We start from the raw sequence: 13,344 nt of genomic DNA, 5'->3' as shown, positions 1-13,344 counted from the left end.
AAAATATCCCGAAGGTGGCGGTGGTGGGCGTACTGGGGATGGCCAGCGGGTAGCGTCATCACCATGACCGCATGCCCCACCGCCGCCCCCGGTCGCCCGTTCGGGCGGGTGTTGACCGCCATGGTGAGCCCGTTCGCCGCCGACGGGTCGCTGGACCTCGACCGGACGCAGGCCCTTGCCGAGCACCTCGTGGCGTCGGGCAACGACGGGCTGGTGGTCAACGGGACCACCGGCGAGTCGCCGACGACCAGTGACCGGGAGAAGGCCGACGCGGTGCGGGCCGTGGTCGAGGCGGTCGGGCACAAGGCGACCGTCGTGGGGTCCGTGGGCACCTACGACACCGCGCACACCGTGCACCTGGCCCGCGAGGCCGAGAAGGCGGGCGCGCACGGGTTGCTCGTGGTGACCCCGTACTACTCGCGGCCGCCGCAGTCCGGGTTGATCGCGCACTTCACCGCCGCCGCGGACGCCACCGACCTGCCGGTCATGCTCTACGACATCCCGCCCCGCTCGATGGTGCCGATCGAGGTCGACACGCTGTTCCGGCTGGCCGAGCACCCGCGGATCGTCGCGGTCAAGGACGCCAAGGGCGACCTGCTCGCGGGCAGCCAGGTCATCGCGGGCACCGACCTCGCGTACTACTCCGGCGACGACGCGCTGAACCTGCCGTGGCTCTCGGTCGGCGGCGTTGGTTACGTCAGCGTGATCGGGCACGTGGTCGCGGGCAGGCTGCGGTCCATGGTGGACAGTTACGACAGCGGCGACGTCGCCGCGGCCCGCGAGCTCCACAACGGACTGCTGCCGGTGCTGCGCGCGTTCAGCCGGGTCGGCGGGGTCGTGTTCAGCAAGACCGCGCTTCGGCTGCGCGGCACCGAGGTGGGCGACCCGCGGCTGCCGCTGCCGCCCGCCACCGCCGAGCAGGTCGAGGCCATCGCCGCCGACCTGACCGAGGCAGGCGTACTGCAGGCGCAGGGGGCACTCTCGCCGAGCGCGGTGGGATCGACCATCACCAGCGCCCGGGTGGCGCACGCCGACGCGAACGCCGCGTACGTGCCCGCCACCACGCACACCAGCGCCGGGGCGGTGCACCAGTGACCGTCGTGCTGGTCGAGTCCGGGGCGGTGGGCCGGTGAGGCAGCCGCCGAAGTCAGGCAAGTGGCCGACCAACCCACCGCCCGCGCTGCCCGAGGGCGGCCTGCGCGTGGTGGCGCTGGGCGGTATCGGCGAGGTCGGCCGGAACATGACCGTGTTCGAGTACGCGGGCAGGTTGCTCATCGTCGACTGCGGGGTGTTGTTCCCGGAGGACCAGCAGCCCGGCGTCGACCTGATCCTGCCCGACTTCCGACCGATCGAGTCCCGGCTGCACGAGATCGACGCCCTGGTCCTCACGCACGGCCACGAGGACCACATCGGCGCCGTCCCGTTCCTGCTGCGGCTGCGCCCCGACCTGCCGGTGGTCGGCTCCCGGTTCACCCTCGCCCTGGTCGCCGCCAAGTGCAAGGAGCACCGCCTGGACCCGCGGCTGCGCGAGGTCCGCGAGGGCGAGCACGTGTCCTACGGCGAGTTCGACTGCGAGTTCTTCGCCGTCAACCACTCCATCCCGGACGCGCTCGCCGTCGCCATCCGCACCCCGGCTGGTGTCGTCCTGCACACCGGCGACATCAAGCTCGACCAGCTCCCGCTGGACGGCAGGCTCACCGACCTGGCCGGTTTCTCCCGCCTCGGCGACGAGGGCGTCGACCTGTTCCTGGTCGACTCGACCAACGCCGAGGTGCCCGGGTTCGTCATCTCCGAGCGCGAGATCGGCCCGGTCATCGACAACGTCATCGCGGGCGCCGACCAGCGGGTCATCGTGGCCTGCTTCGCCAGCCACGTGCACCGGGTCCAGCAGGTCCTGGACGTGGCCGTCGCGCACGGCCGCCGGGTCGCCCTGGTCGGCCGGTCCATGGTGCGCAACATGGGCATCGCCGCCGACCTGGGGTTGCTGAACGTGCCGCCGGGCCTGCTGGTCAACCTGGACGAGGCCATGGCCATGCCCGAGGACCAGGTGCTGTTCGTGTCCACCGGCTCCCAGGGCGAACCGCTCTCCGCGCTGTCCCGGATGGCCCGGGGGGAGCACCGGCAGATCTCCATCCGCCCCGGCGACACCGTGGTCTTGGCCAGCTCGCTCATCCCCGGCAACGAGAACGCCGTGTTCGGCGTGGTCAACGGCCTGGTCCGCCTCGGCGCCAAGGTCGTCCACCAGGGCAACGCGAAGGTCCACGTCTCCGGCCACGCCCCCGCCGGTGAGCTGCTGTTCCTCTACAACGCCGTCCGCCCCAGCAACGTCATGCCGGTGCACGGCGAATGGCGCCACCTCCGCGCCAACGCCGAACTCGCGGTCAAGACGGGCGTCCCCACCGACAACGTCGTCATCGCCGAAGACGGCGTCGTGGTGGATCTGGTCGACGGCCGCGCCCGCATCACCGGCCGGGTCGAGGTCGGCCACGTGTACGTGGACGGCCTCTCCGTCGGCGACGTCGGCGAGTCCACCCTCTCCGACCGCCTCGTCCTCGGCGAAGGCGGCTTCATCGCCATCACCGTCGTCGTCGACTCCGCCACCGGCCGCGCCGTCTTCCCCCCCACCATCTCCGGCCGAGGCTTCTCCGACGACCCCAAAGCCCTCGACGACGTGGTTTCGTTGGTGGAAATGGAGCTCTCGCACACCGAGTCCGAGGGCATCACCGACACCCACCGCATCGCCCAAGCCGTCCGCCGCGTAGTAGGCCGCTGGGTCGCCGACACCTACCGCCGCCGCCCCATGATCGTCCCCACCGTCATCCCCGTCTAACCCCCCACCCCAGCACAAAGCACAAGAACAAGAGTAAAGAACAAACATAAATAGAAGCACCACGACCAACCCGCCCCGCGCGCCTCGAAACCCGCCGATACCAACCGCCCGTTGTGGTGGAGTTGTTTTGTTTGGGGGGAGCGGTGGCCTAAGCCGGCTGGCGGGTAAGGCCACGTTTTCCAGTGGCCCCGCCTTTTAGCCTTACCCAGGCTGCCGCTAAAACAACTTCACCACAACGGGCACCCCCGCTTTAATCTGGCGCAATCCAGCGGCGTCGCCGCCAGGCGACAAGCAGTCCCCGAGGCGCAGCCGAGGCCCCAGTGCCCTTCACCAAGATCTTGTACCCTCCCCCCACACCCAGGGGAGGACACATGACCAACCTCAACAGGCGAGCAGCCCTAGCCCTAGCCGCCGCATCGGCGACGGCACTGACCACCGCCACCCCCGCAGCAGCCCAATCCTCATCCCCCGCCCAACGAATCCAACTCGCCTACCGCGCCGCAACCCAAGCAGCAGGCGGCACCTGGCAGGCATTCACCACCCTCAACAGCCAGTCAGTGATCACCGAGAACCCCACCACCCTCACCGAGGCCTACAGCGTCAACAAGATCGCCGTAGCCACCGCCGTCCTCGACAAGGTCGACCGCGGCCTTCTCCAACTCTCCCAACGCGTCGACGTCACCGCCGACATCGTCATCCCCACCGGCGACGGCATCCTCCCCCTCGACGGCGCCTACCCCAGTTCAATCACCATCGGCCACGCCCTCGCCCTCCTCCTCACCGTCTCCGACGACACCGCCGTCCGCTTGGCCGGCCTCGTCTGCCCCGCCAAGGAACTCAACGAGATCTTGGTAGCAAAGGGTTTCCCCAACACCCAGGTCGTCCCCGTCGCCAACCCCAACCGCTTCTACCTCGGCAAAACCACCCCCCAGGAAACCCACGACCTCCTCACCCAACTCGCCGCGGGCACCCTCCTCTCCGCCACCTCCACCGCCTACCTGCTCAAGATCCTCCGCTCCCAGGCCGCTTTCACCGACGGCATCCGCCGCCTCATGTCCTCTGATGAACGCGCCCGGGTCGCCACCAAAGCGGGCTGGTTCAACGACGGCCGCAACGAAGCAGGCATCATCTTCGACAGCGCCGACAAACCAGCACTCGTCTACGCCCTCTTCTGCCAGGGCGCCGGAGACCCCACCAACTTCGGCGGCACCCACCCAGCCGTCCTCGCCCGCGTCGCCCTCGGCCGCGTCTTACTCGACGCAGTCCCAGCGACCACGACGGTGAAAGCCGCGCCCTACCGCCCCACCAACGGCGGATAAGTTCGGGGGACCCAACGGCCCCCCGAACCCCCTACCCCGCTGTCAACGCCTGATCAGCCAACGGGCTGAACCGGTCGCCGTCGAGCATCAGCAGCGCCCCGGACGGGATGTCGAAGAACAGCCCGACCAACCGGACGTCGCTGTCGACCACCTCGGGCAGCCCCGCCAGCCGGTCCAACTGCACCGCCACGTTCACCATGGCCAGTTGGTCGACCTCGGACCACCCGTCGGCCGCCGCCGTGGCGGCCAGCGGGTGGCCGTCGCGCCAGGCGCCCAGGCTCGGCTCGCCCCAGCGCAGCCACCGCGACACCGGGTCGTCGCCGGGCCGACCGGCCAGCAGCGCACCCATGCCGCCGCAGCGGGAATGGCCGCACACCACCAGAGTCGGCGCCGACAGCACTTGGACCCCGTAGAGCACGCCGGCGTGCACCGACTCATCGGCGCCTGCGTCCGGCACCAGGTTGCCGACGTTGCGCATGGTGAACAGGTCACCCGGCCCGGACGCGGTGATCACGTTCGGCACGATCCGCGAGTCCGCGCAGGTGAGGAACACCGCGTGCGGCGACTGCGCCCCGGCGAGCTTGCGCAGGTGCGGCCGCATCGCGGGCGCCCCACTGCGGTGGTACTCGCGGGCACCCGTCACCAACGGCCGCAACACGTGGTCGACGTGCCCGTTCTCCCGCTGCCGCGGGATCACCAGCGCCGCGCCGTTGGTCGCCGTGTCCTGCCAATGCGACCACGGTGAGAACCAGCGCGGCAGCCCGCCGTGCCGGTGCGCGCCGCGGCCGATCTCCTCGACGGTGACCTCGCCGCCGGTGTCCTCGTGCTGCCGCCGCCAGGTGGCCAGGTGTTCATACGCGGTGTGGTCGAGGTAGTCGACCACCAACTCGACCCGGACCGCGGCACCGGCCGGAATCCGGGTGAGCACGCGGGAAAGCCTGGGCACGGACAGGAAGCTCAACGTGCCCTCGACCACGACCGTCCACATCGGAGCGTCGGGGTCGTGCTCCAGCCGCACCCTGGCCCGCACCACCTGGCGCAGCACGCCGAGCAGCGACACGGCGAGCCCGATCAGCACACCCTCCAACAGGTTCAGCGCCACCACACCGACGATGGTCACCACGTACACGTGCAGTTCCCCGTGCCCGCGCGCGGCCCTCAGGTCGGCCGGGCGGACCAGCCGCACGCCCATCACGATCAGCAGTCCGGCCAACGCGGCCAACGGGACCTGTTCGACCAAGCCGACCAGCAGCACGGTGAACAGCAGCACCCACATCCCGTGCAGCACGGCGGAAGCGCGGGTGCGGGCGCCCGCGCGGACGTTGGTGGAGCTGCGCACGATCACCCCGGTGACCGGCAGCCCGCCGAGCAGCCCGGAGATCATGTTCGCGCCGCCCTGGCCGAGCAGCTCCCGGTCGAGGTCGCTGCGGTGGCCGGGGCGGAGCTTGTCCACCGACACGGCGGACAGCAGGCTCTCCACACTGGCGATGATCGTCATGGTGGCCACGCCGACGCCGAACGCGAGCCACTGCCCGTCCGGCAGCCGGGGCAGTTGGATCGCCGAGAGCGGGTTGTCCGGCAGCGCGACCAGCGCCACGTCGAACGCCGCCAGCGCGCTCACCAGGGTGACCAGCACGATCGCCACCAGCGGCGCGGGCGTGCCGCGCACCGGGGCGGGCAGCCGCGGCCACAGCACCAGCATCGCGATCACGACCAGGCCCACCGCGGCCGCGACCGGGTTGAGGGCCGCGACGGTGGCGGGCAGGGTGCTCAGGTTCTCCCAGGCGGTGGACCCCGGCGCCCCACCCAGCAGGACGTGCAGTTGGCCGAGGACGATGGTGACGCCGATGCCCGCGAGCATGGCGTGCACGACGGTGGGGGAGATGGCGAGCGCGGCCCGACCGACCCGGCAGGCGCCGAGCGCGACCTGCAGCAGCCCGGCGAGCGCGGTGATGGCGCAGGTGACCGCCCAGCCGAACTGGCCGACCAGACCGGCCACGACCACGGTCAGCCCGGCCGCGGGGCCGCTGACCTGGAGCGGGGAGCCGCCGAGCGAACCGGCCACGATCCCGCCGACCACGGCGGCGATCAGGCCCGCCATCACCGGCGCGTCGGAGGCGGCGGCGATGCCCACCGACAACGGGATGGCGACGAGGAACACGACGAGCGAAGAGGAGAGGTCAAATCTGGCGTCTTGGCGCAACCAGCGCCGGAAGCGGGGGGAAGGGGGTGCGTGTGCGGGACCGCTGGGGCGAAGCTCGCCCATCGAGACCTCCGGAGTCGAGTGACTGGGGTGATCAGGTGCGTCGGGCTGGTGGCCGGTCGAGCCCCCATGGTGACCGATCGACCACGGTGTGTCGCGTCCGTCGAGTAAACGAAGCTTTACCTACCCTGGTTCCGGTGACGGTCGTGTTCACTCGTCTGTCTGAATTTGGGCGTGACCGTGGTCTCATTTGGTGGGCTGCGGGTCTGCTGGTGTGACAGGGGCGCGGGCCGCGAGCTGAACCAGCAGGGCGCCGCCGAGCAGCACCACCATGCCGACGATCTGGGTTGGGTCCAGCACCTCGCCGAGCATCAGCCAGGCCAGCAGGGTGGCGACGACGGGCTCGGAGAGGGCCAGCACGCTGACCACAGTGGACGGTAGGTCGCGCAGAGAAGCCGTGCTCAGGGTGTACGCGACCGCGGTGCTGAGCGCGGCGACCGTGATCAACAGGACCCAGACGGGGTACTGGTGGTCGCCGAACGCGGTGGTCGCGGTGAGGCGGTCCACCGGGAGGTTCCACGGCGGCGCGGCGACGAACAGGCCGATGGCGCCGACGGCCATGCCCCAGGTGACCATCCCGATCGGGTGTTGCTCACCGGCGCCGCGCTCACCGATGAGGTAGTAACCGGCCGAACACAAAGCGGCAGCCAGGCCCGCGACCAGGCCGATCGTGTCGATGCGCAGGCCTGACCAGACTTGGGCGACCAGTACGAGACCTACCAGGGCCAGTCCCGTCCCGATCCAGGAGAGACGGGGGAGGTGGACGTGGCGGACGAAACGGACCCAGAGGGCGACGAGGATGGGGGACATGTATTCGAGCAGCATCGCCACGCCTACGGGGAGGCGGGCCACTGCAACGAAGAAGAGGAACTGCACGGCGGCTACGCCGATGAGGCCGTAGGCGATGGTTGTTCGCCAGTTGGTGCGGCGGATGTGCAGGATCTGCGGGCGGAACAGGGCTACGGCGATGAGCAACATGATTGCTGCCAGGCCTGCGCGCATGCCTGCGACCTGGGCTGGTTCGAAACCGGCCTGCATGACGGACTTGGCCAGGGGGCCTGAGCTTCCGAACGCGGCTGAGGCGATGAGGATGAACAGGGTTCCGCGGGCCTGGTGGGGGTGCGTAACCGGTGAAGGGGGCTTGGTGGTCACTGGGTCAGTGTGGACGATGTGGGGGGTGGATGATAGGAGGTTTGGGTGACTGGGCCTCGGCTGCGCCTCGGGGGTCGGCCTGGTCGCCTTCGGCGACGCCGGCCTCGGGCGCCAGATAAAGCGGTGGTGCCCGTTGTGGTGAAGTTGTTTTGTTTGGGGCCCCTAGCGGCAGCCTGGGGTAAAGCTAAAAGGCGGGGCCACTGGAAAGCGTGGCCTTACCCGCCTGCCGGCTTAGGCCACCGCTCCCCCCAAACAAAACAACTCCACCACAACGGGCGGTTGGGATCGGCGGGTTTCGAGGCGCGCGGGGCGGGAGTGGCGCTTCGTCGATGTGGGGTGAGTTTCGAGGCGTGCCGTGCCGTGCCGGTTGGTCGTGATGCTTTGTCGATAAGAGGGAAGCGGTGGTGGTGGTGGTGTCTTTATTTTGGGCGCCAGGGGCTGATTGAGTCTAGGGGGCGGGTGGGGTCGTGGAAGTGGGGCTCGTTGGGTTCGGTGGGGCGGAGGGGGATGAGGTTGGTGGTGATTTGGCGCATGATTCGCGAGTGGGCGCGGAATGCGTCTCCTGGCTTGCCTGCTGACAGGTCGGACAGGTTTACGACGGGGCCGAAGTGGACTTTGAAAACGGGGCGGTTGCGGACGGCGCGGAGGAAAGACATCAGGAGGGGCTTGATGTCGGCGAAGGTGGAGACGGTTTCGGTGCCCCAGTAGACGGCCTCGTGGGCGCCCCATTGGCTGATGGTCACTACCGGGACGTTGCCTTGGAGGGCCATTCGGGCGGCGCCGGTTTTGCCGCGTTCGGGCCAGAGGCCGGGGTCGCGGCTGACGCGGCCTTCGGGGTAGAGGAGGAGGGGGACCTGGGCGGTGCGGAGGTTGTCGACGGCTCGGTCGAAGGCGCCTGCGATGTTCGACTTGCCACGGTCTACTCGGAGGTGGCCTGCGGCGCGGAGGAAGTAGCCGAGGACGGGGGCGTCGAGGAGGCCCGCGGTGAGCATGTAGCGGGGGTAGATGCCCATCTGCCTGCAGGCGGCGAGGACGACCATGGGGTCGAACATGCCGATGTGGTTGGCGGTCAGCAGGACCGGGCGGCCGAGGAGGGACGGGGGGAACTCGCCGGTGATCTCAATGCGGCCGACGGTGCGGACGAGGGCTCGGTCGATCGCGCACATGGCGCGCCACACCAGGGGGCTTTGGGCGCGGGAGCCGTTGGTCCGGGGGGCGCTGCGCAGGGCGAACATGCGGGGGAGCATGTCACGGGGCGCGGGGGTGGAAATCGGGCGGGGCCGGCGCGCCTACCTCGGGTGGCGGGGGGCGACCACTACCGTGTGAGCCCATGGCGAGCCGGACGACGACCTCCAAGGGTAAGGGGTCGTCCACCCGTACCCCGGCCAAGCGCGGCGGCACGGCTGCGCGCAAGGCTCCCGCCCGCAAGACGCCCGCTCCGCCGAAGACTCCTGGGCTGTTCGTCGGCGCTTGGGGGTTGCTGGCCAAGGGGGTCGGGTCGCTGGTGCGGATGATCAGCCGCACCAAGGAGCTCGATCCGGCGCACCGGCGGGACGGGGTCGGGTTCTTCCTGGTCGCGTTCGGGGTGGTGCTCGGGGCGGCGGTGTGGTGGCGCGCGGGCGTGGTGGGGCACGGGCTGGAGATCGGGGTGCGCACCGTGTTCGGCGCGTTGACGGTGGCGCTGCCGGTGCTGCTGTTCGCCCTCGGGGTCACGTTGATGCGCACCGACGCGCAGCCGGAGAAGCGGCCGCGCTACACCGTCGGGACGTTGCTCGTGGTGCTGGCCCTGCTCGGTGTGCTGCACATCTTCGAGGGGCTGCCGGACACCAACGACGGCCGGATGTACGCGGGTGGCGCTCTCGGGTACTTCTCCGGGGGGCTGCTCGCCAAGGGGGTCACCGCCTGGGTGGCGGTGCCGGTGCTGTTCCTGCTGTTCGGGTTCGGGGTGTTGGTGTTCACCGGCACCCGCATCCGCGACGTGCCCACCCGGCTGCGGGAGTTGGGGCGCGACCCGGAGGGTGCGGCGAACGACAGCAGTCTGCTCTTCGACGACGAGCCCGAACTGGTCGAGCCGCCGCTCAAGCCGCGCAAGGCGCCCCGCAAGCGCGCCGCCGACGAGGAGAGCCCGGAGGCCACCCAGCCGCCGTTGCCGCTGGACGAGCCCGCCAAGCCGAAGGCGCCGCGCAAGCGCACCGTGGAGGTCAAGGAGACCCCGCAGGTCACCGAGCCCAAACCCGACCCGGACGCGATCGCGGTCACCCGGGTGGTCGACGGCGACTACAAGCTGCCCGAGCTGACCCTGCTGGTCGAGGGGGACGTGCCGAAGTCGCGCAGCAAGGCCAACGACACGATGATCGAGGCGATCACCGGGGTGCTCGACCAGTTCTCCATCGACGCCCAGGTCACCGGGTTCACCCGGGGGCCGACGGTGACCCGCTACGAGGTGGAGCTGGGTCCGGGGGTGAAGGTCGAGAAGATCACCGCGCTGACCAAGAACATCGCCTACGCGGTGGCCACCGACAACGTCCGGCTGCTGGCGCCGATCCCGGGCAAGTCCGCGGTGGGCATCGAGGTGCCCAACGCCGACCGGGAGATGGTCCGGCTCGGCGACGTGCTGCGCTCGACGACCGCGCGCAAGGACACCCACCCGATGGTGGTCGGCCTCGGCAAGGACATCGAGGGCCACATGATCACCGCGAACCTGGCCAAGATGCCGCACCTGCTGTGCGCGGGCTCCACCGGCTCCGGCAAGTCCAGCTTCGTCAACTCGATGCTCGTGTCGCTGCTGGCCCGCGCCACCCCGGACGAGGTCAGGATGATCCTGGTCGACCCGAAGATGGTCGAGCTGACCCCGTACGAGGGCATCCCGCACCTGATCACGCCCATCATCACCCAGCCGAAGAAGGCGGCCGCCGCGCTGACCTGGCTGGTCGAGGAGATGGAGCAGCGCTACCAGGACATGCAGGCCAACCGGGTCCGGCACATCGACGACTTCAACAAGAAGGTCAAGTCCGGGGAGATCACCGCCCCGCCGGGCAGCGAGCGCGAGTACCGGCCGTACCCGTACATCCTGGCCATCGTCGACGAGTTGGCCGACCTGATGATGACCGCCCCGCGCGACGTCGAGGACGCGATCGTGCGGATCACCCAGAAGGCCCGCGCGGCGGGCATCCACCTGGTGCTGGCCACCCAGCGGCCGTCGGTGGACGTGGTCACCGGCCTGATCAAGACCAACGTGCCGTCCCGGCTGGCGTTCGCCACCTCGTCGCTGACCGACTCCCGGGTCATCCTGGACCAGCCGGGCGCGGAGAAGCTGATCGGCATGGGCGACGGGCTGTACCTGCCGATGGGGGCGGCCAAACCGGTCCGGGTGCAGGGCGCCTACGTCAGCGACGAGGAGATCGCCGACATCGTGGCGTTCACCAAGGAGCAGGCGCAGCCGGACTACACCGACGGGGTCACCGCGGCCAAGGCGGGCGAGGCCAAGGAGATCGACCCGGACATCGGCGACGACCTGGAGCTGCTGGTGCAGGCCACCGAGCTGATCGTCACCTCGCAGTTCGGCTCGACGTCGATGCTGCAGCGCAAGCTGCGGGTGGGGTTCGCCAAGGCCGGCCGGTTGATGGACCTGCTGGAGACCCGGGGCGTGGTCGGCCCGTCCGAGGGGTCGAAGGCGCGCGAGGTGCTGGTCAAGCCGGACGAGTTGGACGGCGTGCTGTGGACCATCCGCGGCGGTGGTCCGGCCGACGAAAGCGACGAGCCGGGCGAATAGCGCGCGGCGGCCGCATACTGGGGCGCGATTCCATCTCGAAGCGGTAACGAACCACCCGATCAGGTGCATTGTGCGGGCGGGTTGGTCAGGGTACCGGCGGATCACTGTGCGCCCGCCGCCGCGGCGGGCTTGAGGAAGGACCGGCAGCGTGCCGACGAGCGACTACACCAATCCGACCAGTTCGTTGCCGACGGGCTTCCTCGTCGGCTACGGCATCGTGGTCGGGGCCATCGCCCTCATCGCGATCATCTCGATGTGGCGGGTGTTCACCAAGGCCGGCCAGCCGGGCTGGGCGGCGATCATCCCGATCTACAACACCTACGTGCTGCTCAAGACCGTCGGCAGGCCGGGGTGGTGGCTGCTGCTCCTGCTCATCCCGCTGGTCAACCTGGTGATCGTGATCATCGTGATCATCGACCTGGCCAAGGCGTTCGGCAAGAGCGGCGGCTTCGCGGTGGTGCTGATCCTGTTCAGCTTCATCGGTCTCCCGATCCTGGCCTTCGGCAGCGCCCGCTACGTCGGCCCGGTGGCCGACCCGCAGTTCGCCGCGGGCGGCTACGGCCAGGGCGGCTACGGTCAGGGCGGTGGCCAGGGCGGCGGTTACCCGCAGCCGGGTTACCCCCAGCAGGGCGGTTACCCGCAGCAGCAGTACCCCGCGCAGGGCGGCTACCCCCAGCAGCAGTACCCGCAGCAGGGCTACCCGCAGCAGGGTGGTTACCCGCAGCAGCAACAGGGTTACCCCCAGCAGGGCGGCTATCCGCAGCAGCAGTACCCGCCGCAGCAGGGTGGCGGTCAGCAGCGGCCGTACTGATCCGGACTGTCCCGCCGCGCCGGTGGGAAAACTGGTAAACGCCGGTACTCGGAGCGCTGAGTGATCCGGTGCAACCGGCCCCCTCACCCGTACCGTCTTGTGGACGACGGTGAGGAGTTGCCATGAACAGTCGTGTGATCTCCCGGACCGGTGCCGCTGTCGTCGCCGGGTTCGCGGTTCTCGCCCTGTCCGCCTGCGCGCACAAGGCGGTGGACGCGACCCCGGTGGGCGGCGGCGGCCCCACCACCGGTCCGGAGTCGACGGTCGCCGGGCCACCGCTGGACGCCGAGTTCACCTTGGCGCGCGGCGATTCCGTGACCGTGTCCGGCACCGGCGTCGCGACCGGCGTGGTCGTCCAGTTCCGCGACGTGACCGAGGACAGCCGCTGCAAGCCGGGCCAGGCCTGCGTCTGGGAGGGCGACGCCACCCTCGCGTTGACCCTGGCGGGCGAGCAGGTCCAGGTGCACACGAACAAGCAGTTCCCGACCGAGGCGCAAGCGGGCAGCTACAAGGTCCGCCTGCTCAAGCTGGACGTCCCGGGCACCGCCGCGACCCTGGTCGTTGCCAAGGCATGACCGCGCGGGGGTGGCTGGAGTAGGGCCGGTCACCCCCGGGCGGTCCGCCCTCAGCTATTGCCGAACTGGCGGACGGCGGCGTAGTACACGTCGGCGGTGCGCTGGCAGGCCCAGTTGCCCGCGCAGATCGTGTACAGGTCGGACTTGAAGTTGTTGTCGATGGACAGCCGCGTGGTCTCGGTGAACCGGGACTGCCGCTTGTAGTTGCGGTAGCCGAAATCATGCCGGTAGCAGGCCTTCAGGAAGTTCCAGCCGAGCGGGTTGTCCGGCGCGTGCGAGCAGCCGTCGGAGGACCAGTCGAGCTGGTTGGCGTAGGGCTGCTGGCCGCGGATGGTCTGGAACTGGTTGAGGCTCACCGAGAAGAGGTAGCTGTCCGTGGTGCTGCGCAGTTGCGCCTGGCTCAGGTCGGCGGCCGCCACGCCCGCACCGGTGATCAACGCGGCGCTGACGGTCACGGCGGCGACGGCACCGCGGGCGAGGCGGCGGCGGGTCGAGGTGGGCGTTGAGGTGGGCACGGTGCTCCTCCGGGGACGGGATCGGTGCGACCATTAGGCCCCGTCCGCGCCCGCGCTGGGCACCACCGTTCGGGCTACCCGGGTGGAACTGTCGGTGACCGGCGGCT

Annotated in this window: 10 protein-coding genes; 6 read left to right on the top strand and 4 right to left on the bottom strand. The window is 70.1% G+C overall.

Annotation, left to right across the window (positions count from 1 at the left end):
• Positions 1-63: 63 nt before the first annotated feature.
• The 3 genes from dapA (at position 64) to H504_RS0118680 (ending at position 4,149) form a co-directional block, all read left to right on the top strand.
• Positions 64-1,095, top strand: a complete 1,032-nt coding sequence (gene dapA / locus H504_RS0118690) for a 4-hydroxy-tetrahydrodipicolinate synthase (RefSeq protein ID WP_026424017.1) — start codon at positions 64-66, stop codon at positions 1,093-1,095.
• A 34-nt stretch (positions 1,096-1,129) separates the two neighbouring features.
• Positions 1,130-2,830, top strand: coding sequence for a ribonuclease J (locus H504_RS0118685; protein ID WP_026424016.1), 1,701 nt, complete (start codon positions 1,130-1,132; stop codon positions 2,828-2,830).
• Between the two features lie 371 nt (positions 2,831-3,201).
• Entirely contained in the window at positions 3,202-4,149 is a 948-nt protein-coding gene (locus tag H504_RS0118680) for a serine hydrolase (protein ID WP_035304870.1), read from the top strand.
• Positions 4,150-4,180: 31 nt separating this feature from the next.
• Here H504_RS0118680 and H504_RS35855 read toward each other — a convergent pair whose 3' ends face one another.
• From H504_RS35855 to H504_RS0118665, 3 genes are all read right to left on the bottom strand, one after another.
• Positions 4,181-6,415: a SulP family inorganic anion transporter gene (locus H504_RS35855; protein WP_035304868.1), complete on the bottom strand. Its 2,235-nt coding sequence runs from the start codon at positions 6,413-6,415 to the stop codon at positions 4,181-4,183.
• A gap of 183 nt (positions 6,416-6,598) precedes the next feature.
• Positions 6,599-7,564, bottom strand: a complete 966-nt coding sequence (locus H504_RS35850) for an EamA family transporter (RefSeq protein WP_035304866.1) — start codon at positions 7,562-7,564, stop codon at positions 6,599-6,601.
• 419 nt (positions 7,565-7,983) lie between these two features.
• The gene (locus tag H504_RS0118665; protein ID WP_035304864.1) at positions 7,984-8,799 is read right to left on the bottom strand and encodes a lysophospholipid acyltransferase family protein; all 816 of its coding nucleotides are present in this window, start codon (positions 8,797-8,799) and stop codon (positions 7,984-7,986) included.
• Between the two features lie 95 nt (positions 8,800-8,894).
• Here H504_RS0118665 and H504_RS0118655 point away from each other — a divergent pair, with 95 nt between their 5' ends.
• From H504_RS0118655 to H504_RS35840, 3 genes are all read left to right on the top strand, one after another.
• A complete protein-coding gene (locus tag H504_RS0118655) occupies positions 8,895-11,336 on the top strand; it encodes a DNA translocase FtsK (protein ID WP_026424013.1) in 2,442 nt (813 codons plus the stop codon).
• 148 nt (positions 11,337-11,484) lie between these two features.
• A complete protein-coding gene (locus H504_RS42590) occupies positions 11,485-12,147 on the top strand; it encodes a DUF5684 domain-containing protein (protein ID WP_211239357.1) in 663 nt (220 codons plus the stop codon).
• Between the two features lie 122 nt (positions 12,148-12,269).
• Positions 12,270-12,722 carry a hypothetical protein gene (locus tag H504_RS35840; RefSeq protein ID WP_035304860.1) on the top strand — a complete coding sequence of 151 codons (453 nt, stop codon included), beginning with the start codon at positions 12,270-12,272 and terminating at the stop codon, positions 12,720-12,722.
• A gap of 50 nt (positions 12,723-12,772) precedes the next feature.
• On the opposite strand, the gene H504_RS0118640 is transcribed toward H504_RS35840, so the two are convergent.
• Positions 12,773-13,237: a phospholipase gene (locus tag H504_RS0118640; RefSeq protein WP_026424012.1), complete on the bottom strand. Its 465-nt coding sequence runs from the start codon at positions 13,235-13,237 to the stop codon at positions 12,773-12,775.
• Positions 13,238-13,344: the final 107 nt, after the last annotated feature.

Source organism: Actinokineospora inagensis DSM 44258 (genome assembly GCF_000482865.1).
Classification (GTDB): domain Bacteria; phylum Actinomycetota; class Actinomycetes; order Mycobacteriales; family Pseudonocardiaceae; genus Actinokineospora; species Actinokineospora inagensis.
Note: the sequence above shows the minus strand (reverse complement) of the source record. Positions and strands in the feature narration are given on the sequence as shown.

Coding starts and splice junctions, on each gene's coding strand:
- H504_RS35840 (WP_035304860.1), top strand. CDS start 12,270: ATGAACAGTCGTGTGATCTCCCGGACCGGTGCCGCTGTCGTCGCCGGG.
- dapA (WP_026424017.1), top strand. CDS start 64: ATGACCGCATGCCCCACCGCCGCCCCCGGTCGCCCGTTCGGGCGGGTG.
- H504_RS0118665 (WP_035304864.1), bottom strand. CDS start 8,799: ATGTTCGCCCTGCGCAGCGCCCCCCGGACCAACGGCTCCCGCGCCCAA.
- H504_RS35855 (WP_035304868.1), bottom strand. CDS start 6,415: ATGGGCGAGCTTCGCCCCAGCGGTCCCGCACACGCACCCCCTTCCCCC.
- H504_RS0118655 (WP_026424013.1), top strand. CDS start 8,895: ATGGCGAGCCGGACGACGACCTCCAAGGGTAAGGGGTCGTCCACCCGT.
- H504_RS0118680 (WP_035304870.1), top strand. CDS start 3,202: ATGACCAACCTCAACAGGCGAGCAGCCCTAGCCCTAGCCGCCGCATCG.